This window comes from Methylocystis parvus (genome assembly GCF_049675845.1).
GTDB lineage: Bacteria > Pseudomonadota > Alphaproteobacteria > Rhizobiales > Beijerinckiaceae > Methylocystis > Methylocystis parvus_A.
This window is the reverse complement of sequence record NZ_CP187161.1, coordinates 64,536-82,561: the sequence shown is the minus strand read 5'-3', so window position 1 is coordinate 82,561 and position 18,026 is coordinate 64,536. Positions and strand designations below refer to the sequence as shown.

Annotated in this window: 22 protein-coding genes and 3 pseudogenes; 21 read left to right on the top strand and 4 right to left on the bottom strand. The window is 61.8% G+C overall.

The window, feature by feature from the left end:
- Positions 1-24 precede the first annotated feature (24 nt).
- The 21 genes and pseudogenes from ACPFMJ_RS00515 to ACPFMJ_RS00415 all read left to right on the top strand — a co-directional run bounded on the left by ACPFMJ_RS00515 (position 25) and on the right by ACPFMJ_RS00415 (position 16,242).
- Entirely contained in the window at positions 25-774 is a 750-nt protein-coding gene (locus ACPFMJ_RS00515) for a DUF3364 domain-containing protein (RefSeq protein ID WP_424361959.1), read from the top strand.
- Positions 702-1,583: a nitrogenase molybdenum-iron protein subunit beta gene (gene nifK, locus ACPFMJ_RS00510; protein ID WP_424363935.1), complete on the top strand. Its 882-nt coding sequence runs from the start codon at positions 702-704 to the stop codon at positions 1,581-1,583. The genes ACPFMJ_RS00515 and nifK overlap by 73 nt, the downstream gene beginning before the upstream one ends.
- A gap of 93 nt (positions 1,584-1,676) precedes the next feature.
- Positions 1,677-3,343 (top strand): annotated as a pseudogene (gene nifE, locus ACPFMJ_RS00505) (nitrogenase iron-molybdenum cofactor biosynthesis protein NifE).
- Between the two features lie 8 nt (positions 3,344-3,351).
- Positions 3,352-4,741 (top strand): annotated as a pseudogene (gene nifN / locus ACPFMJ_RS00500) (nitrogenase iron-molybdenum cofactor biosynthesis protein NifN).
- Positions 4,742-4,757: 16 nt separating this feature from the next.
- Positions 4,758-5,168, top strand: a complete 411-nt coding sequence (gene nifX, locus ACPFMJ_RS00495; RefSeq protein WP_424361958.1) for a nitrogen fixation protein NifX — start codon at positions 4,758-4,760, stop codon at positions 5,166-5,168.
- Positions 5,161-5,628 (top strand): NifX-associated nitrogen fixation protein, encoded by a 468-nt coding sequence (locus ACPFMJ_RS00490; protein WP_424361957.1) that lies wholly within the window; start codon positions 5,161-5,163, stop codon positions 5,626-5,628. Before nifX ends, ACPFMJ_RS00490 begins: the two co-directional genes overlap by 8 nt.
- Before the next feature lie 13 nt (positions 5,629-5,641).
- The gene (locus tag ACPFMJ_RS00485) at positions 5,642-5,842 is read left to right on the top strand and encodes a CCE_0567 family metalloprotein (RefSeq protein WP_424361956.1); all 201 of its coding nucleotides are present in this window, start codon (positions 5,642-5,644) and stop codon (positions 5,840-5,842) included.
- Positions 5,843-6,160 carry a ferredoxin III, nif-specific gene (gene fdxB, locus ACPFMJ_RS00480; RefSeq protein ID WP_424361955.1) on the top strand — a complete coding sequence of 106 codons (318 nt, stop codon included), beginning with the start codon at positions 5,843-5,845 and terminating at the stop codon, positions 6,158-6,160.
- A 6-nt stretch (positions 6,161-6,166) separates the two neighbouring features.
- Complete coding sequence (locus ACPFMJ_RS00475; protein WP_424361954.1) at positions 6,167-6,826, top strand: nitrogen fixation protein NifQ; 660 nt, start codon at positions 6,167-6,169, stop codon at positions 6,824-6,826.
- 175 nt (positions 6,827-7,001) lie between these two features.
- Positions 7,002-7,322: a HesB/IscA family protein gene (locus ACPFMJ_RS00470; RefSeq protein WP_016918483.1), complete on the top strand. Its 321-nt coding sequence runs from the start codon at positions 7,002-7,004 to the stop codon at positions 7,320-7,322.
- 16 nt (positions 7,323-7,338) lie between these two features.
- Positions 7,339-8,322 (top strand): Fe-S cluster assembly protein NifU, encoded by a 984-nt coding sequence (nifU, locus tag ACPFMJ_RS00465; protein WP_424361953.1) that lies wholly within the window; start codon positions 7,339-7,341, stop codon positions 8,320-8,322.
- 10 nt (positions 8,323-8,332) lie between these two features.
- Positions 8,333-9,535 (top strand): cysteine desulfurase NifS, encoded by a 1,203-nt coding sequence (nifS, locus tag ACPFMJ_RS00460; RefSeq protein WP_424361952.1) that lies wholly within the window; start codon positions 8,333-8,335, stop codon positions 9,533-9,535.
- 8 nt (positions 9,536-9,543) lie between these two features.
- On the top strand, positions 9,544-10,683 hold the full coding sequence (gene nifV / locus ACPFMJ_RS00455) for a homocitrate synthase (protein WP_424361951.1): 1,140 nt from the start codon (positions 9,544-9,546) through the stop codon (positions 10,681-10,683).
- Complete coding sequence (gene cysE, locus ACPFMJ_RS00450) at positions 10,680-11,423, top strand: serine O-acetyltransferase (RefSeq protein WP_424361950.1); 744 nt, start codon at positions 10,680-10,682, stop codon at positions 11,421-11,423. Before nifV ends, cysE begins: the two co-directional genes overlap by 4 nt.
- Complete coding sequence (gene nifW / locus ACPFMJ_RS00445) at positions 11,420-11,755, top strand: nitrogenase stabilizing/protective protein NifW (protein WP_424361949.1); 336 nt, start codon at positions 11,420-11,422, stop codon at positions 11,753-11,755. The genes cysE and nifW overlap by 4 nt, the downstream gene beginning before the upstream one ends.
- Positions 11,756-11,770: 15 nt before the next feature.
- Positions 11,771-12,622, top strand: coding sequence for an electron transfer flavoprotein subunit beta/FixA family protein (locus ACPFMJ_RS00440; protein WP_424361948.1), 852 nt, complete (start codon positions 11,771-11,773; stop codon positions 12,620-12,622).
- A gap of 12 nt (positions 12,623-12,634) precedes the next feature.
- Positions 12,635-13,729 carry an electron transfer flavoprotein subunit alpha/FixB family protein gene (locus tag ACPFMJ_RS00435; RefSeq protein WP_424361947.1) on the top strand — a complete coding sequence of 365 codons (1,095 nt, stop codon included), beginning with the start codon at positions 12,635-12,637 and terminating at the stop codon, positions 13,727-13,729.
- A 55-nt stretch (positions 13,730-13,784) separates the two neighbouring features.
- The gene (locus ACPFMJ_RS00430) at positions 13,785-15,092 is read left to right on the top strand and encodes an FAD-dependent oxidoreductase (protein ID WP_424361946.1); all 1,308 of its coding nucleotides are present in this window, start codon (positions 13,785-13,787) and stop codon (positions 15,090-15,092) included.
- Between the two features lie 54 nt (positions 15,093-15,146).
- A complete protein-coding gene (locus tag ACPFMJ_RS00425; protein ID WP_424361945.1) occupies positions 15,147-15,437 on the top strand; it encodes a ferredoxin family protein in 291 nt (96 codons plus the stop codon).
- A gap of 8 nt (positions 15,438-15,445) precedes the next feature.
- Positions 15,446-15,811, top strand: coding sequence for a 2Fe-2S iron-sulfur cluster-binding protein (locus tag ACPFMJ_RS00420; protein ID WP_424361944.1), 366 nt, complete (start codon positions 15,446-15,448; stop codon positions 15,809-15,811).
- A gap of 65 nt (positions 15,812-15,876) precedes the next feature.
- Positions 15,877-16,242 carry a 2Fe-2S iron-sulfur cluster-binding protein gene (locus ACPFMJ_RS00415; RefSeq protein ID WP_424361943.1) on the top strand — a complete coding sequence of 122 codons (366 nt, stop codon included), beginning with the start codon at positions 15,877-15,879 and terminating at the stop codon, positions 16,240-16,242.
- A 3-nt stretch (positions 16,243-16,245) separates the two neighbouring features.
- Here ACPFMJ_RS00415 and ACPFMJ_RS00410 read toward each other — a convergent pair whose 3' ends face one another.
- The 4 genes and pseudogenes from ACPFMJ_RS00410 to ACPFMJ_RS00395 form a co-directional block, all read right to left on the bottom strand.
- Positions 16,246-16,686: a YcjX family protein gene (locus ACPFMJ_RS00410; protein WP_424363934.1), complete on the bottom strand. Its 441-nt coding sequence runs from the start codon at positions 16,684-16,686 to the stop codon at positions 16,246-16,248.
- Positions 16,683-16,997 (bottom strand): annotated as a pseudogene (locus ACPFMJ_RS00405) (citrate/2-methylcitrate synthase). Before ACPFMJ_RS00405 ends, ACPFMJ_RS00410 begins: the two are co-directional and overlap by 4 nt.
- A gap of 85 nt (positions 16,998-17,082) precedes the next feature.
- Entirely contained in the window at positions 17,083-17,301 is a 219-nt protein-coding gene (locus tag ACPFMJ_RS00400; protein WP_424361942.1) for a citrate/2-methylcitrate synthase, read from the bottom strand.
- A 140-nt stretch (positions 17,302-17,441) separates the two neighbouring features.
- Complete coding sequence (locus ACPFMJ_RS00395; RefSeq protein WP_424361941.1) at positions 17,442-17,903, bottom strand: citrate/2-methylcitrate synthase; 462 nt, start codon at positions 17,901-17,903, stop codon at positions 17,442-17,444.
- Between the last annotated feature and the right edge of the window lie 123 nt (positions 17,904-18,026).

Genomic DNA, 18,026 nt, shown 5'->3' with positions numbered 1-18,026 from the left:
CTCGCGGAAACATGAGGAATAGCCATGCCACAGAATGCTGACAACGTTCTCGACCACTTCAATCTCTTCCGCCAGCCGGAATACAAGGAGATGTTCGAGAACAAACAAAAGAATTTCGAAGCCAAGCATCCCGCGGACAAGATCGAAGAAATCCGCGAATGGACGAAGACAAAGGAATATCAGGAAAAGAACTTCGCCCGCGAAGCTCTGACCGTCAATCCGGCCAAGGCCTGCCAGCCGCTCGGCGCCGTCTTCGCCGCCGTGGGCTTCGAGAGCACGATCCCTTTCGTGCACGGATCGCAAGGCTGCGTCGCCTATTACCGCGCGCATCTGTCGCGTCACTTCAAGGAGCCGACTTCTTGCGTCTCCTCATCGATGACCGAAGACGCGGCGGTGTTCGGCGGCCTGAACAACATGATCGACGGCCTGGCGAATACCTATAATATGTATAAGCCGAAGATGATCGCCGTCTCCACGACCTGCATGGCGGAAGTCATCGGTGACGATCTCAACGCCTTCATCAAGACTTCGAAGGAAAAGGGCTCGGTTCCGCAGAATACGACGTTCCCTTCGCCCACACCCCGGCCTTTCGTCGGCAGCCATATCACCGGCTACGACAATGTCATCAAGGGCGTGCTGGAACACTTCTGGGACGGCAAGGCCGGCACCGTGGATAAGCTGGAGCGCACGCCCAACAACAGATCAACTTCATCGGCGGTTTCGATGGCTACACGGTCGGCAACCTTCGCGAGATCAAGCGCATCTTCAGCCTGATGGGCGTCGAATACACGATCATCGGCGACAACAGCGAGGTCCTCGACACGCCGACCGACGGCGAATTCCGCATGTATGACGGCGGCACCAAGCTTGAAGACGTCGCCAATGCGCTGAACGCCAAGGCGACTATCTCGATGCAGGAATACTGCACAGAGAAGACCCTGCCCTACATCGCGACCAAGGGCCAGGAGGTCGTCGCCTTCAATCACCCTGTTGGCGTGGCTGCGACCGACAAGTTCCTGATGGAGATCTCCCGCCTCACCGGCAAGCCGATCTCCGCGGAGCTGACCAAGGAAAGGGGCCGTCTCGTCGACGCGATCGCCGACTCCTCCGCGCATATCCATGGCAAGAAGTTCGCAATCTATGGCGATCCGGACCTCTGCTATGGTCTGGCGGCCTTCCTGCTCGAACTCGGCGCCGAGCCGGTTCATGTCCTCGCGACCAATGGCGGCAAGGGCTGGGCGGAGAAGATGCAGGCGCTGTTCGACAGCTCGCCTTTCGGCAAAGGCTGCAAGGCCTATGCCGGCAAGGATTTGTGGCACATGCGCTCGCTGCTGTTCACGGAGCCGGTCGATTATCTCATCGGCAACACCTACGGCAAGTATCTCGAGCGCGATACGGGCACGCCGCTCATCCGCATCGGCTTCCCGATCTTCGATCGCCACCACAACCACCGCTATCCGGTATGGGGCTATCAGGGCTCGATGAACGTCCTGGTGTGGATCCTCGACGCGATCTTCGATGACATTGACCGCAACACCAATGTCGTGGCGAAGTCGGACTACTCCTTCGACATCATTCGCTGATGGACAAAGCTTCGCCGGGCCGCTTCCGCCTCGGCGGAAGCGGCATCTTGTGCGCGACGAACGGACGACGATCCCAGAGAGGAGAGGCTTTGAATGGCGACTCTGTCGGAAAAAGTACAGGACGTTTTCAACGAGCCGGGCTGCGATAAAAACAAACAAATCCGAGGAAAGAGCGCAAGAAGGGTTGCACCAAGCAATTGCAGCCCGGCGGCGCGGCCGGCGGATGCGCCTTCGACGGGGCGAAGATCGCGCTGCAACCCATCACCGACGTCGCCCATCTCGTCCATGGTCCCATCGCCTGCGAAGGCAATAGCTGGGACAATCGCGGCGCCAAGACCTCCGGTTCATCGCTCTATCGCACGGGATTCACGACCGACATCTCAGAGAACGACGTCGTCTTCGGCGGAGAGAAACGCCTCTTCAAGTCGATCAAGAGAGATCATCGAGAAATACGATCCGCCGGCGGTCTTCGTTTATCAGACCTGCGTGCCGGCGATGATCGGCGACGACATCGACGCCGTGTGCAAGGCCGCGCGCGAAAAATTCGGCAAGCCCGTCATTCCCGTCATCTCTCCCGGCTTCGTCGGCCCCAAAAACCTTGGCAACAAGCTTGCCGGCGAAGCGATCCTCGACCACGTGATCGGCACGCAGGAGCCGGAATTCACCACTCCTTACGATCTCAACATCATCGGCGAATATAATCTCTCCGGCGAGTTGTGGCAGGTGAAGCCGCTGCTCGACGAACTCGGCATCCGCATCCTCGCCTGCATTTCAGGCGACGCGAAATATCACGAGGTCGCGTCCTCGCATCGCGCCCGCGCGGCGATGATGGTCTGCTCCAAGGCGATGATCAATGTCGCCCGCAAGATGGAGGAGCGATACGGCATTCCTTCTTCGAAGGGATCCTTCTACGGCATCGGCGATATGAGCGACAGCTTGCGCGAAATCGCGCGCTTCTCATCGAGCGCGGCGCGCCGTCGGATCTGATGGAACGCACGGAAGCCGTTATTGCGCGTGAAGAAGCGCGCGCCTGGGCTGCGATCGCGCGCTTCAAGCCGCGCTTCGAAGGCAAGCGCGTTCTGCTGATCACCGGCGGCGTGAAGAGCTGGTCCGTGGTCGCCGCGCTGCAGGAGGCTGGTCTCGAAATCGTCGGCACCAGCGTCAAGAAGTCGACGAAGGAAGATAAGGAAAAAATCAAGGAGCTGATGGGCCAGGACGCCCACATGATCGACGACATGACGCCGCGCGAAATGTACAAAATGCTGAAGGAAGCGCGCGCCGACATCATGCTCTCGGGCGGCCGCTCGCAGTTCATCGCGCTCAAGGCGAAGATGCCCTGGCTCGACATCAACCAGGAGCGTCATCACGCTTATGCCGGCTATGAAGGCATGGTCGATCTCGTTCGCGAAATCGACAAGGCCCTTTTCAATCCTGTGTGGGAGCAGGTGCGTCGCGCTGCGCCGTGGGAAGAGAAGACCTGGGAAGAGCGGGCCAACGAGGCGATCGCCGCCGAAGCCGCCGCGCTTGCCGCCGATCCTGTGGCCGCTGAAGTGGCGCGGCGCGACAAGCAGGTCTGCGCCTGCAATCTCGTGAGCGTCGGCGCGATCGAAGACGTAATCCATGACGGCGCCGACAGCATCGAAGCTGTCGGAAAGGCGACAAGCGCAGGAACAGGCTGCGGAGGCTGTCAGGAACGCATCGCCGCCATTCTCGAAGCGTCGTCAAAAGCGAGCGCGGTCGCCGCGCCGCAGGCTGCGTGAGGCTGACCATGGCGCGCGTCACTGTTTCCAAAAAGGCCTGCACGGTCAATCCGCTCAAGATGAGCCAGCCGATCGGCGCCGCCCTCGCCTTCATGGGCGTATCGGGCTGCATGCCGGTATTGCACGGTTCGCAGGGCTGCACCTCCTTTGGCCTCGTGCTCTTCGTCCGTCACTTCAAGGAAGCCATCCCGCTGCAGACGACGGCGATGAACGAGGTCGCGACCATTCTTGGCGGCCTCGACAATATCGAGCAAGCCATCCTCAACATCGTCAAGCGCGCCAAGCCTTCGGTCATCGGCATCTGTTCGACCGGAGTCACCGAAACCAAGGGCGACGACGTCGACGGCTATTTGCAGCTTTTCCGCAAGCGCCATCCGGAACTGGATGATCTCGGCATCGTCTATGTCTCGACGCCCGACTTCAAGGACGCCTTCCAGGACGGCTTCGGGAAGACGGTCAAGAAGTTGGTTGAGACTTTCGTCCCCGCCGAAATCCCTAGCCGCCGCGCGCCGCAGCGCATTAACGTTCTCGCTGGTTGCCATCTCACGCCCGGCGATATCGACGAGCTGCGCACGATCATCGAAGATTTTGGCCTTGAACCCACCTTCCTGCCGACATCGGCGGCTCGCTCGATGGACATATTCCGACGACTTCACGCCGACCACCCTCGGCGGCGTGACGATCGAAGAGATCGCCGCCATGGGAAACGCCGGCTGGACGATTGCGATCGGCGAGCAGATGCGCGACGCGGCGGCGACGCTCGAAGCCCGCGCCGGGGTTCCTTTCGAACTGTTTGAACGCCTGACGGGCCTGGCGCCGAACGACGAGTTCATTGGCTTCCTGTCCCGCATCAGCGGTCGTCCGGTCCCGCTGAAGTACCGCCGCCTGCGGGGCCAACTCGTCGACGCCATGCTCGACGGGCACTTCCATTTCGGGGGCAAAAAAATCGCCCTTGGCGCCGAGCCGGACCTTTTGTTCGCGATCGGCCAATGGCTGACAGAAATGGGCGCGGAAGTGACGGCGGCCGTCACGACGACGCAATCGCCCCTGCTCGAGAAACTCATGACCGAGGAGGTTGTCATCGGAGATCTCGAGGATCTGGAAAGCCGCGCCGCAGGATGCGACCTGCTGATCACCCATTCTCACGGACGTCAGGCGGCCGAACGTCTCGGCGTTCAACTCTATCGCATGGGTCTCCCCATGTTCGACCGCATCGGCGCCGCGCATGAGACTTCCGTCGGCTATCGCGGCACACGAGACCTCATTTTCAAGATCGGCAATCTCTTCATCGACCAGATCCACGAGCCGACGCCCGACACCTGGCGCGGCGAGCACGCAGAGGAAGACGGCACGGCGCTTGCGACGGCGATGGATATTCCGCTCACGAGCGCACACTGAAGGCAAAGGAGGCGTCATGAAAGTCGCATTCGCCACCCAGGACCTCGAAAGGGTCGACGCCCATTTCGGCTGGGCGAAGAACATCGCAATCTACGATCTCACCCCGGACTCCTACTCCTTTGTCGAGTCTGTCGCCTTCTCTGGTGATCTCCAGGAAGACGGCAATGAGGACAAACTTCAGCCCAAGCTGGAAGCGCTCAAGGATTGTTCGATTCTTTACGTCGCCGCGATTGGCGGCTCGGGCGCCGCACGCGTCGTAGCGCAAAACATCCATCCGATGAAGGTTCCGCAGCCGGAGAAGATCACCGATCTTCTCGAAAAGCTGCAAGTCGTGCTGCGTGGCAACCCGCCACCGTGGCTGCGCAAGGTCATGTCGAAGGCGGGGGAACGCTCCTTCGATTTCGAAGAGGAGACCGAAAATGCCTGAAGCCGTCGCGGAAGTCGAACAGAAGCCGGAAGACAGCATCTTTATAAAGGAGCTGATCAAAGTCTGGCGCGCGCAGGACACGCACGGAACCTGGGAAAAGAAGAGCGACGTCAGCCTTCTCGCCCCCTACATCGTGACCAAGGAACAGCGCCGCGAAATCCCGATCATCGGCGATCCCGACCCTGAGATCCTTTGGCGTCTCGAGCTCTTCTATAACGCAGTCGGTCTCGCGATCGAGCGGAAGACGGGCTGCATGGTCCAGCCGATGATGAAGATGAGCCATGAAGGCTTCGGACGCATGATCCTAACGGCCGGCCGCCTCATCGTCGTCAACAAGCATCTTCGCGACGTTCACCGCTTCGGCTTCGAGTCACTTGAGAAGCTCGCGTCGGAAGGCGCAAAGTTTGTCGACGCCGGCGTCGATATGATCGAAAAATTCCCGGAAGTCGCTCGCTTCTGACGGAGGCCTGATAATGAGCAGCATCGATGAATTGAAGGCCGAAATCAAAAAGCTGTCGGCCAAGGCGATGAACATGAAGATGAACCTGCACGACCTTTCGGAGGAGCTGCCGGTCAACTGGACGACAATCATGAGCGTCGCGCAGGAGACTCATGACGCCTATGCGGCGTTGGAGGCGGCGCGCAAGAAGCTCAAGGAACTTGAGGCGGCTTAGATGGCTGAGTTCAAGACGCGAGACGGCTCGCCCTACACGCCGCTCTATCTCACCGACATCAATGCCGAAACCTGTATCGGCTGCGGTCGCTGCTTCAAGGTCTGCCCGCAGGGCGTCATGGCGCTTTATGGCGTGAATGACGAGGGCGAGATCCTCGGCATCGTGACGGACGACGACGAAGACGATTTTGACGGCGATCTCAACCGCAAGATCATGAAGGTCGAGCACGCCGGAGCGTGCATCGGCTGCAACGCCTGCGCCAGGGTCTGTCCAAAAAATTGCCAGACCCACGTGCCGGCCGACGACCTCGCGGCCTGACCCGCCATGAACATGCTCGCGCCTCCGCACGAGCTGATCGCGGGCGCAGACTCGGCGCCCCCCGCTGAAACGGTTTATCTCGCCATTCAGGTGGAAAGCACGCCGCGCGGGCGCGCCGAGCCCTTTACCGCCCACGTCATCGCATGCACGCTTACGATTGCGATCGTCGAAGCGTATGAAACTGGCGGCACGTTATCGACGGGGCTTGGCCTGAACCGAACTGAGATTGAGTCCCTTACCGCTCAGTGGGCCCCTGCCGCGCGCCGCTTCTTCGACCTCGCAGCCGAACCCGAGCACGTCCTCCTGGACGAAGAGGAGACGCAACTCCATGAGCTTCTGACGCGCTTCGCCTCTGATAGCGCGCCGCTGACCGGCTGGATCGCATCCATTGTTACACGGCGCGCCATGGCGCCGCGTCATCTCTGGCAGGACCTCGGGCTACTCGAGCGGGCTGAACTCACGCGACTGATGAAAGATTGGTTTCCGACGCTCGCGGAAGCCAATGTCGCAAATATGAAATGGAAGAAATTCTTCTACCGCCAGCTTTGTGAACTCGAAGGCTTTTCACTCTGCGCCGCGCCGACCTGCCGCGATTGTGACGATTTCGACAATTGCTTCGGCGCAGAGGACGGCGCGAGCGCGCTTGCGCGCCTCTCCCATCGCTGACCGTCTCACATCCTCCCGACATTACAAAGGTCCTGAATCAGCTTTGTCGGTTCTCTGACAATGACGCCTTGCGGACAGCCGCGATCTCCTCAATCCCCTGCATTTCCTTAGAGTTCAGCGCTGGCACATCGGTTGCTAATTCCTCTTCAGACATCTTAACCAGGGAGCTGTCGAGATGATCCAGCTGACGGATAGCGCGGTGACGGCGGTGCGCACGGCGATGGCGGGCGCAGGCCAGGAGGTCGAGGGCCTTCGCATCATGGTGGAAGCCGGCGGCTGCGCGGGCCTGAAATACATGATGGGCCTGGTCAACGAAGCCGATCCCAATGACCACGTCTTCACCACCGATGGCGTGAAAGTTTTCGTCGAAGAGGGATCGCTCTCCTATCTCGACGGCACGAAGATCGACTTCGTCATCGGCCTTGAAGGCTCCGGTTTCACTTTCGACAACCCACAAGCCAAATCGAGCTGCTCCTGCGGCAAATCTTTCGGCTGAGCGCAAGGAGGCGGCGATGTGGGATTACTCTGACAAGGTCAAGGACTACTTCTTCAATCCGAAGAACGCCGGCGTGCTCGGCGAAGCGAACGCCGTCGGCGAAGTCGGCGCGATTTCCTGCGGCGACGCGCTCAAACTGATGATGAAAGTCGACCCCACGACCGAAATCATCACGGAGGCGAAGTTCCAGACTTTCGGCTGTGGTTCCGCCATCGCCTCTTCCTCAGCGCTGACCGAACTGATCATCGGCAAGACGCTGCAGGAAGCGATCACGATCACCAATCAGGACATTGCGGACTTCCTTGGCGGCCTTCCGCCCGAGAAGATGCACTGCTCCGTGATGGGCTATGAGGCGCTTCAGGCCGCCATCGCGAACTTCCGCGGCGAGGAATGGCACGACGATCACGAGGAAGGCGCGCTGCTGTGCAAGTGCTTCGGGGTCGACGAAGGCATGATCGAGCGCGCCATCCGCATGAACAAGCTGACGACGATCGAGCAGATCACCGACTACACCAAGGCCGGCGGCGGATGCCTTACCTGCTTCGATAAACTAGAAGAAGTGCTCGCCAAGGTGAACGCCGACCTCGTCGCAGAAGGCATTCTCGCGGCGCACGAAGCCTATTCTATCGGCGCCGCCGACGCGGCTGAGATCAAGGCGAAAGCCAAGGCGAAAAAGGAAGCCGAACGCGAAGCTGCGCCGCCCACGTCACCGCTCGCGCCCGCCTCGCCGCTGCCGCCGCCTTCGGCCGGCATGACCAATCTGAAAAAGATGCGCCTCATCGAGGAAGCCATCGAAGAGCTACGTCCGTATCTCAAGAAGGACGGCGGCGACTGCGAGCTGATCGACGTCGATGGGAACAATGTGATGGTCAGCCTGACCGGCGCCTGCATGGGTTGCCAAATGGCGAGCGTCACCGTCTCCGGCATTCAGGAGCGCCTGATCGCCAAGCTTGGCGTGCCGATCCGCGTCATCCCCGTCAAAGCAGCCCACGCGCACTGAGGGAACGGCCATGCGTCCAGTCTATCTCGACAATAATGCGACGACGCGAGTCGATCCTGCGGTCGTCGAAGCCATGCTCCCCTTCTTCACGGAGCAGTTTGGCAACCCCTCCTCGATCCACTCTTTCGGCGCGAGCGTCGGTCAGAACGTCAAGAAGGCGCGCCAGCAGCTTCAGCAATTGCTCGGCGCCGAGCATGATCACGAGATCATCTACACGGCGAGCGGCACGGAAGCCGACAATACGGCAATCCTCTCGGCTCTCGAATCCATGCCCGGCCGCGACGAGATCATCACCAGCGCGGTCGAGCATCCCGCGGTCCTGGCGCTCTGCCAGCATCTCGAAAAGATCGGCCGCGCCAAGGTCCATTACATCGGCGTCGACTCTCTCGGGCGCCTCGACCTCGAAGCCTACCGCGCCGCGCTGACTGACAAGGTCGCGCTCGTGACCTTCATGTGGGCGAATAACGAGACCGGCACGATCTTCCCCGTCGAGGCGCTGGCCGAACTCGCCAAGGAAGTCGGCGCCCTGTTTCATACGGACGCCGTGCAGGCTGTCGGCAAGGCGCCAATCGTGCTCAAGGGCAGCGCTATCGACATGCTGTCGCTCTCCGGCCACAAGCTGCATGCGCCCAAAGGCATCGGCGCGCTTTATGTAAAGCGCGGATCGCGCTTCAAGCCGCTGCTGCGCGGCGGGCATCAGGAGCGCGGGCGCCGCGCCGGCACCGAGAATACGCCCGGCATTATCGGCCTCGGCAAGGCGGCCGAACTCGCCATTGCGCATATGGCTGAGGAACAGACCCGCGTGAAGGAGCTGCGCGACCGTCTCGAAAGCGCCATCCTGCAACGCGTACCAAATTGCTTCGTCAATGGCGATCCGCGCGAGCGCCTGCCGAACACCACGAACATCGCCTTCGAATATGTCGAGGGCGAAGCGATCCTGCTGCATCTCACGCGCCAAGGCATCGCGGCGTCGTCCGGCTCCGCTTGCACCTCCGGCTCACTCGAACCCTCGCATGTGATGCGCGCCATGAACGTGCCCTTCACCGCAGCGCATGGCTCGATCCGCTTCTCGCTATCGCGCGACAATGTGCCGGAGGATATCGACCAGGTGATCGACGCGCTTCCGAAGATCCTGGAAAACCTGCGGGAGCTGTCGCCCTTCTGGGCCGGCGCCAATAAAGGTCCGACCGAGTTCAAGCCCGTTTACGCGTGAGAAGAGCCGTGAACCTCGACCACCCTCGCATTTCGATTAACGACACGACCCTTCGCGATGGCGAACAGGCCCCGCGCGTCGCCTTCACGGCCCGCGACAAGGTCGCCATCGCACGGGCGCTGGTCGAGGCGGGGGTGGACGAAATCGAAGTCGGCACGCCGGCGATGGGCCGGGACGAGATCGAGGCCATCCGCGCGATCGTCGCCGAACGCCTGCCCTGCCGCGTGATGGCCTGGTGCCGCCTGAATATCGCCGACGTCGACGCCGCATTGGCGGCGGGCGTTTCACATGTAAATATTTCTACGCCAATGTCTCGCCTGCAGATCGGCGTGAAACTCGGCGTCGATGTCGCCACGCTGGCTGAGCGCGTTCGCGCCGTCGTGTCCTACGCCTGCGAGCGCGGACTGATTGTCGCCATGGGCGGCGAAGATTCCTCTCGCGCCGATCCTCGGGACATTGGCGTCATTCTCCGCGCCGCCGCGCAAGCCGGCGCGTGGCGTTATCGTTTCGCGGATACGCTCGGCGTGCTCGATCCGTTCTCCGCTTATGAAGCCGTCTCCCATGTGCGAAATGAAACCGATCTGCCGATAGAGTTTCACGGTCACGACGATGTCGGCCTTGCGACGGCCAACACCCTGGCCGCCATTCGCGCGGGGGCGACCCATGCCTCGGTCACCGTTCTCGGCCTCGGCGAGCGCGCAGGCAATGCGCCTCTCGAAGAAGTCGCCGTCGCGCTCGGACATGTCGCACGCGGCCGTTCAGACATTCGCATCGACAGGTTGCACGCTTTGTCGAAGCTCGTCGCCAAGGCCGCACGCCGGCGCATCGGGCGCGCGAAGGCGATCGTCGGCGCCGACGTCTTCACCCATGAATCCGGGATCCATGTCGCGGCCCTGCTCAAGGATGCGCGCACCTATCAGGGCATCGACCCGGCGCGGCTCGGCAGACGCAACACGGTTGTCCTCGCCAAGCATTCCGGCGTCGCCGCCTTGAAGCGTAAGGGCGAGGAGCTCGGCTTCGATATCGACCGCGATCTTGCGACGGCTCTGCTCGCGCAAATCCGCCAACGCGCCAATGAGAAGGCGGCGCCGATGACCAGACGCGAGCTGAAAAGCTTCTTCCGCAACGCATGTGGAGGCGCGCTATGACTCTCGTGGCTTCCGCCGCCATCGCGCGCACTCCGGCGCCCGCCGGACTCTTCGCGAAATTGCGCGGCGACGTGACCTGCGTTCTGCAACGCGATCCGGCGGCGCGCAACTCGCTCGAAGTCGCTCTGCTCTATCCGGGCGTCCATGCCCTCGTTCTTTATCGCCTCTCCAACGGGCTTTGGCGTCGCGGTTTCAAATTCCCAGCGCGCTTGCTCTCCTGGTTTGCGCGCCTCGTCACCAATATCGACATTCACCCGGGCGCGACAATCGGCGAACGTCTTTTCATCGATCACGGGGCGGGCGTCGTCATCGGCGAGACGGCCGTGATTCAAAATGACGTGACGCTATATCACGGCGTGACGCTCGGCGGCACGTCCTGGGCCCCCGGCAAGCGTCACCCAACGATTGAGAGCGGCGTGCTAGTGGGCGCCGGCGCCAAAATACTTGGCCCGATCACGGTTGGAGCCCGCGCGCGCATCGGCGCGAATTCCGTAGTGATTGAAGACGTCGCGCCCGAAATGACCGTCGTAGGCATCCCCGGCCGGATCGTGAAGGTCGAACGCCGGCGCTCTGGCCCCGATGGTCGGATCGACCTCGAACATCATCTCATCCCCGACCCGGTCGGCGACGCAATCTCGGTGCTGATCGACCGCATCGACTTTCTGGAAGCGCGTCTCGCGCATCTCCAGGCGCGCAAGAACGACCTTTCGAAGCACAGCGAAAAGGAGACGAAGCCATGAGCGTTTTCGACGAATTGCGCAAACTCCATTCCGCCGAAGATTTCTTCGAAGCGCTCGGCGTCGAATACGATCCGGCCGTGGTGCGCGTCGCGCGGCTCCATATCCTGCGCCGCATGGGCGAATATCTCGCAAAGAACGACCTCGACGGCGCGACCGACGAGGAAGCGCGCATCGCCTGCAAGGAGACGCTGACGAAAGCCTATGAGGACTTCGTTTCGTCCTCTCCGATCGCAGAGCGCGTCTTCAAGGTCCACAAGGACGCGGTCAAGCCGAAGGCCGAACCCGCCAAGCCCTTCGTTCCCCTGACCACGCTGACCGGCAATCCCGGCTGACCGAGGAAGAGACACATGAAGATCCTCGTCTGCATCAAGCAGGTTCCGGACAGCGCGCAGATCCGCGTCCATCCCGTCACGAACACGATCATGCGGCAGGGCGTGCCGACAATCATCAATCCCTACGATCTCTTCTCGCTCGAAGAGGCGCTGCGGCTGCGCGACAAATTCGGCGGCGAAGTCACTGTGCTGACGATGGGCCCGCCAATGGCGTCGGAGTCGCTGCGCAAGGCGCTCGCCATCGGCGCGGATCGCGCCGTGTTGCTGACGGACCGCTTCTTCGCCGGTTCGGATACGCTGGCGACGACCTATGCGCTGGCGCAGGCCATTCGCAAGATCGAGCAGACATTCGGCAAACAGGACATCGTCTTCACAGGCAAGCAGACGATTGATGGCGACACTGCGCAGGTTGGTCCCGGCATCGCCAAGCGTCTCGGTCTGCTTCAGCTCACTTACATCTCGAAGCTCGTCGAATGCGATCCCGAAAAGGGAGAGCTCACGGTCGAGCGTCGCGCGGAAGGCGGCGTGCAGGTTCTCAAGACCGCAATGCCCTGCCTCATCACCATGATCGAAGGTTCGAACGAAGTGCGTCGCGGCGCCTTCGAGGACTCGCTGCGCGCGGCGCGCGCCGAGATTGTCACCTGGAGCGCCAAGGACGCGGAGATCGAGGATCTCACCAAATGCGGACTGAAAGGCTCGCCGACCATCGTGAAGAAGGTCTTCGCGCCGTCGCCACGCTCCGAAAAGGCCGCCTTTGTCGAGCCGCAAAAGGTCGCGGCGGACTCCGCCGATGCTTTGATCGAGGCGATCTTCGCGCGCCATCCTGCGCTCGAGGCCGACATGACCAAGCTTGCTTCCGGGATTTAAGAGGAGTCGCAAATGTCCCCGACGCCGCCGCCCGCCACCCGCGCCGCCGCAAAGAAAGAACTCCCGGAACATTTCCGCGACTACAAGCATGTCTGGGTCTTCATCGAGCAGGAGCGCGGCGACGTTCATCCCGTGTCGTGGGAACTGCTCGGCGAAGGCCGCAAGCTCGCCGACAAACTCGGCGTCGAACTCGCGGCGGTGGTGCTCGGCGGCCCCGGCGAGGCCACGAAAGCAGCGGCGGCTGAGTCATTCCAATATGGCGCGGACCTCGCTTATCTCGTCGAACACCCGGTGCTGACGGACTATCGCAACGAGTCCTACGCCAAGGCGATGACGCAGCTCGTCAATACGCACAAGCCGGAAATTCTCCTGCTCGGCGCGACCAATCTCGGTCGCGATCTTGCCGGCTCCGTCGCGACGACGCTTCTGACCGGTCTTACCGCCGACTGCACGGAACTCGCGGTCGACGCCGACGGCTCTCTCGCCGCGACGCGTCCGACTTTTGGCGGCTCGCTGCTCTGCACGATCTACACGCTCAACTACCGCCCGCAAATGGCGACAATCCGCCCACGCGTGATGGCGATGCCCGCGCGCGTCGCCGATCGCGTCGGCCGCGTCGTGCCCTTCACGCCGGATCTCGCGGAGGACGAGATCATCACCAAGCTCCTTCGCTTCGTGCCCGACCGCGACTCCAACAAGAGCAACCTCGCCTTCGCGGATATTGTCGTCGCGGGGGGCATGGGGCTGGGAAGCGCCGAGAATTTCCAGCTCGTCAAGAACCTCGCATCGGTTCTCGGCGCCGAGTTCGGATGCTCGCGTCCCGTCGTGCAGAAGGGCTGGCTCTCTTCCGACCGACAGATCGGACAGACCGGCAAGACGATCCGGCCCAAGCTCTATATCGCCGCAGGCATCTCCGGCGCGATCCAGCATCGCGTCGGCGTCGAAGGCGCAGATTGCATCGTCGCCATCAACACCGACAAGAACGCGCCGATCTTCGACTTCGCGCATATCGGCATTGCGACGGACGCGATCCGTCTCCTGCCCGCGCTCACGGAAGCCTTCCGCGCGCGTCTGTCGCCGCATCAGCGTGATCGACTTGCAGGCTAATGGACAACGTCAATTCGCCAGGCGTCGCGCCGGCGGCATGTGAATGGAGACAGCCATGATCGAAGAACGGTTCGACGCGATCGTGATCGGCGCCGGGATGGCGGGCAACGCCGCCGCGCACACCATGGCGTCTCGCGGCCTCAAAGTGTTGCAGCTCGAGCGCGGCGAATATCCGGGCTCGAAGAACGTGCAGGGCGCGATCCTCTACGCCGACATGGTGGAGAAGATCGTCCCGAACTTCCGCGAAGAGGCGCCGCTGGAGCGTCATCTCGTCGAACAACGCTTCTGGATGATGGGCGATCGCTCGCATACTGGCCTTCAATACCGAAACGACGACTTCAACGAAGACAAGCCAAATCGCTACACGATCATCCGCTCGCAATTCGACCGGTGGTTCTCGAAGGAGGTCCAGTCGCAAGGCGCCATCGTCATTTGCGAGACGACGGTGACGGAGCTTGTGAGCGACGCCTATGGCAAGGTGATCGGCGTGCGCACGGATCGTCGCGGCGGCACGATCTTCGCGGATGTTGTCGTGCTTTGCGAAGGCGTCAACGGCCTGCTCGGAACGCGGGCCGGGCTGCGCGCATCGCCCAAGCCGGAGCATGTCGCGCTGGCGGTGAAGGAAATGCACTTCCTGCCGCGCGAGACGATCGAGGCGCGCTTCAACCTGCATGGCGACGAAGGCGTCGTGATCGAAGCGGCGGGCGTCATCTCCAAAGGCATGACGGGCATGGGCTTCGTTTACACAAACAAGGAGAGCGTCTCTGTCGGCATGGGTTGTCTCGTTTCGGACTTCGCGGCGAACAACGACACGCCTTACGGTCTGCTCGAAACATTCAAGAACCATCCCTCGATCAAGCCGCTGCTCGAAGGCTCGGAAGTGAAGGAATACGCCGCGCATCTCATTCCCGAGGGCGGATATAAGACAATTCCGGAGCTTTTCGGCGATGGTTGGGTGGTTTGCGGCGACGCGGCGCAACTCAACAACGCCATCCATCGCGAGGGCTCGAACCTTGCGCTCACGTCGGGCCGCCTCGCCGGCGAAGCGATCTTCCAATTGAAGTCGCGGCGCGAAGCGATGACGAAGCAGAATCTGGCGCTCTACAAGAAGATGCTGGACGAGAGCTTCGTGATGAAGGACCTCAAGAAATACAAGGATATGCCGGCACTCCTGCACGCCAATTCGCAGAACTATTTCCTTGCCTATCCGCAGCTCGTCTCGAAGGCCATGGAAAGCTTCCTGCGCGTCGACGGCACGCCGAAGATCGACAAGGAGAAAGCCACCATCGCTTCCTTCGTCAAGGAGCGCAAATGGACGGGACTCTTTGGCGACGCGTGGAAACTCGCGCGCGCATGGCGGTGAGTTGGCGCTGTTCTTGCGTAATCAAGGAAAGAATGACGCTACAGGAGAATTCCCATGTCCCTGGCTTCACGTGTCGAAGAGAAACTCTATCAGAACCGCTACCTCGTGGACGCCGGCAAGCCGCATATCGCCATTCGTCCGCATGAAAAGCCCTCCGAGAATCTGCTGGCGATGACGCGCATCTGCCCCGCCGGCTGCTACTCGGAGACGAGTTCGGGACAGGTTGAAATCACGCCGGACGGCTGTCTCGAATGCGGCACCTGCCGGGTGCTTTGCGAAGCGTCCGGCGACATCACCTGGAACTACCCGCGCGGCGGTTTCGGCGTGCTGTTCAAATTCGGATAGGAAACGCCATGCCGAACGTTACTTTTCAGTCGCCCCTGCTGCACAAGAACGTTACCGTCTATGCGGTCGCGGGCGACACGTCGAGCATTCTCGCCGTCGCCGACGCGCACAAGATTCCGATTCCGCGCGACTGTCGCGACGGCGAATGCGGCTCCTGTCTGATCGAAGTCGTCACGTTGTCGGGCAAGTCGATGGGCTCGGCTCTGACCGAGAAGGAAAAGGCGCAACTCAAATCTTTGGGCAAAATCACCGCTGAGGAAATCCGCCTCGCGGAAGTCGACGACATCGGGCCCAAATATCGCCTCGCCTGTCAGTACATCGTCCGTGACCAGGACATTCTGGTGAAGTTCACCGGCGAGCCAGGCGGCGCGTAACCGCGTCGCTTCGCCAAGACGGCCGGCGGGGTCGCTCCGCCGGCTTCGCCATTTGAGGCCGCGCGATGCCGAACGTCACATTCTCGTCGCCCTTGCTACGACACGCCGTGACGGTTTTCGCGGAAGACGAACAATCCTCCAGCGTTCTTGCGCTCGCCGAAGCGCATCGCATTCCCCTCCCTCACGCCTGCGGCGAAGGCGACTGCGGCGTCTGCGCCATCGATGTTCTGACGCTTTCGGGAAAGATGCTCGGCTCTCGTCTGACCGAGAAGGAGAAGCGCCGCCTTTCCCTCATCGGCAAGATCACCCCTGCTGAAATCCATCAAGCCGAGGCGCGAGACGTTGCGCCGCGCTATCGCCTCGCCTGTCAATTCATCCCGCGTTACGAAGACGTGCTCGTGAAGTTTTCGGGCGCCGCGCGCCGCGTCTGACGATCACGCGAGCTTGTCGCCGATGAGAAACTCCATCGCGCGATCGAGCCGTATGTGCGGCAGCGGCAAGGCTTCCTTGTCCTTCCCGATCTTCGCGACAGGCGGCCGGAATTTGAGGAAGCGGAACTCCGCCTCTTCTTCATCGAGCGCCAATGCGTCGCCGCGAAAGGCGAGCTTCGGGTCTTCCGGCAGTTCGCCGGGAAAGATGGCGCCTTCGGCAATCCCATCGAAGACGTCGTCGCCGATGCGCTCCCCTTCGATCGGCGTGCCGACAATCGCCGAGAGTCTCTCGCCTTCATGACGCACGGTCGCTTCGCGCGTCGCGCGCACCGCCGCGAGCGCAATGACATCGATCGTCGCGCCGACGCCTTCGGCCTTTGAGATGGCCTTGAAGAGCTGGCGCGACGGACGGCCGACCTTCTTGCGGCGGGGATCCTCGATCATCTCGCCCGTATTCCATCTTGCGCGATCCACTGGGCGATCCAGACGGTGCGCGCCACGGCGAAGAGCACCGTGAACATGTCGACGGGGAAGCCCATCGCCTTGAGCGTGATGCCCGAATAGAAGTCGATGTTCGGATAGAGCTTCTTCTCGATGAAGTACTCGTCCTGCAGAGCGCGATGCGCTCGAGCTCGAGCGCAACTTCAAGAGCGGATCGTCCTTGAGGCCGAGTTCGTTGAGAACCTCGCGCGTCGTCGCTGCATCATCTTCGCGCGCGGATCGTAGTTCTTGTAGACGCGATGGCCGAAGCCCATCAGGCGGAACGGATCGTTCTTGTCCTTGGCGCGGGCGATGAACTGCGGGAATGCGATCGACGGTGCCGATCTCCTTCGAGCATCTTCAGCACCGCTTCGTTGGCGCCGCCATGCGCCGGGCCCCAGAGGAGGCGATGCCGGCCGCGATGCACGCGAAGGGATTGGCGCCCGAGGAGCCGGAGAGGCGCACCGTCGAGGTCGAGGCGTTCTGCTCGTGGTCGGCGTGCAGGATAAAGATGCGGTCGAGCGCACGCGAGAGATCGGATTGACTTGTAGGGTCCTCGCAGGGCACGGCGAAGCACATGCGCAGGAAATTCGACGTGTAGTCGAGGTCGTTCTTGCGGATAAACGAAGGGCTGGCCGATCGAATATTTGTAGGCCATCGCCGCGATCGTCGGGATCTTGGCGATCATGCGCGTCGAGGCGACCATGCGCTGGGCCGGATCAACGATATTCGGTCGAGTCGTGATAGAAGGCCGAGAGCGCGCCGACCGAGGCCACCATGACCGCCATGGGATGCGCGTCGCGGCGGAAGCCTTGGAAGAAGCGCGCCATCTGCTCATGCACCATCGTATGGCGCGTGATGCGGTAGTCGAAATCCGCCTTTTCCGCCGCCGTCGGCAACTCGCCGTAGAGCAGCAGATAGCAGTCTCCGAGGAAGTCGCCATGCTCGGCGAGCTGCTCGATCGGATAGCCGCGATAGAGCAGAACGCCTTCGTCGCCGTCGATGAAGGTGATCTTCGACTCGCAGGATGCGGTGGAGGTGAAGCCGGGATCGAAGGTGAACATCTCGGTCTCTCCGTAGAGATTGCGGATGTCCACGACGGCGGGACCCATCGTGCCTTCCTTGATGGGGAGGTCGATGGACCTGTCGCCGACGGAAAAAGTAGCCTTGTTCTCGGCCATTGCGCACCTCGTTTATCGGCCCGGGCGCCGCGAACGCCGCACCCAACGCGCCCCACTGCTCTCATAGGATTGCGACGCGACGCTGGCAGGCCTTGAAAATTGCACCGCTCGACCATGGGTCGT

What these genes read in the sequence shown, in the direction of transcription:
- ACPFMJ_RS00515 (WP_424361959.1), top strand. Translation starts at nt 25, where the DNA reads ATGCCACAGAATGCTGACAACGTTCTCGACCACTTCAATCTCTTCCGC.
- nifX (WP_424361958.1), top strand. Translation starts at nt 4,758, where the DNA reads ATGAAAGTCGCATTCGCCACCCAGGACCTCGAAAGGGTCGACGCCCAT.
- ACPFMJ_RS00490 (WP_424361957.1), top strand. Translation starts at nt 5,161, where the DNA reads ATGCCTGAAGCCGTCGCGGAAGTCGAACAGAAGCCGGAAGACAGCATC.
- ACPFMJ_RS00485 (WP_424361956.1), top strand. Translation starts at nt 5,642, where the DNA reads ATGAGCAGCATCGATGAATTGAAGGCCGAAATCAAAAAGCTGTCGGCC.
- fdxB (WP_424361955.1), top strand. Translation starts at nt 5,843, where the DNA reads ATGGCTGAGTTCAAGACGCGAGACGGCTCGCCCTACACGCCGCTCTAT.
- ACPFMJ_RS00475 (WP_424361954.1), top strand. Translation starts at nt 6,167, where the DNA reads ATGAACATGCTCGCGCCTCCGCACGAGCTGATCGCGGGCGCAGACTCG.
- ACPFMJ_RS00470 (WP_016918483.1), top strand. Translation starts at nt 7,002, where the DNA reads ATGATCCAGCTGACGGATAGCGCGGTGACGGCGGTGCGCACGGCGATG.
- nifU (WP_424361953.1), top strand. Translation starts at nt 7,339, where the DNA reads ATGTGGGATTACTCTGACAAGGTCAAGGACTACTTCTTCAATCCGAAG.
- nifS (WP_424361952.1), top strand. Translation starts at nt 8,333, where the DNA reads ATGCGTCCAGTCTATCTCGACAATAATGCGACGACGCGAGTCGATCCT.
- cysE (WP_424361950.1), top strand. Translation starts at nt 10,680, where the DNA reads ATGACTCTCGTGGCTTCCGCCGCCATCGCGCGCACTCCGGCGCCCGCC.
- nifW (WP_424361949.1), top strand. Translation starts at nt 11,420, where the DNA reads ATGAGCGTTTTCGACGAATTGCGCAAACTCCATTCCGCCGAAGATTTC.
- ACPFMJ_RS00440 (WP_424361948.1), top strand. Translation starts at nt 11,771, where the DNA reads ATGAAGATCCTCGTCTGCATCAAGCAGGTTCCGGACAGCGCGCAGATC.
- ACPFMJ_RS00435 (WP_424361947.1), top strand. Translation starts at nt 12,635, where the DNA reads ATGTCCCCGACGCCGCCGCCCGCCACCCGCGCCGCCGCAAAGAAAGAA.
- ACPFMJ_RS00430 (WP_424361946.1), top strand. Translation starts at nt 13,785, where the DNA reads ATGATCGAAGAACGGTTCGACGCGATCGTGATCGGCGCCGGGATGGCG.
- ACPFMJ_RS00425 (WP_424361945.1), top strand. Translation starts at nt 15,147, where the DNA reads ATGTCCCTGGCTTCACGTGTCGAAGAGAAACTCTATCAGAACCGCTAC.
- ACPFMJ_RS00420 (WP_424361944.1), top strand. Translation starts at nt 15,446, where the DNA reads ATGCCGAACGTTACTTTTCAGTCGCCCCTGCTGCACAAGAACGTTACC.
- ACPFMJ_RS00415 (WP_424361943.1), top strand. Translation starts at nt 15,877, where the DNA reads ATGCCGAACGTCACATTCTCGTCGCCCTTGCTACGACACGCCGTGACG.
- ACPFMJ_RS00410 (WP_424363934.1), bottom strand. Translation starts at nt 16,686, where the DNA reads ATGATCGAGGATCCCCGCCGCAAGAAGGTCGGCCGTCCGTCGCGCCAG.
- ACPFMJ_RS00400 (WP_424361942.1), bottom strand. Translation starts at nt 17,301, where the DNA reads ATGTGCTTCGCCGTGCCCTGCGAGGACCCTACAAGTCAATCCGATCTC.
- ACPFMJ_RS00395 (WP_424361941.1), bottom strand. Translation starts at nt 17,903, where the DNA reads ATGGCCGAGAACAAGGCTACTTTTTCCGTCGGCGACAGGTCCATCGAC.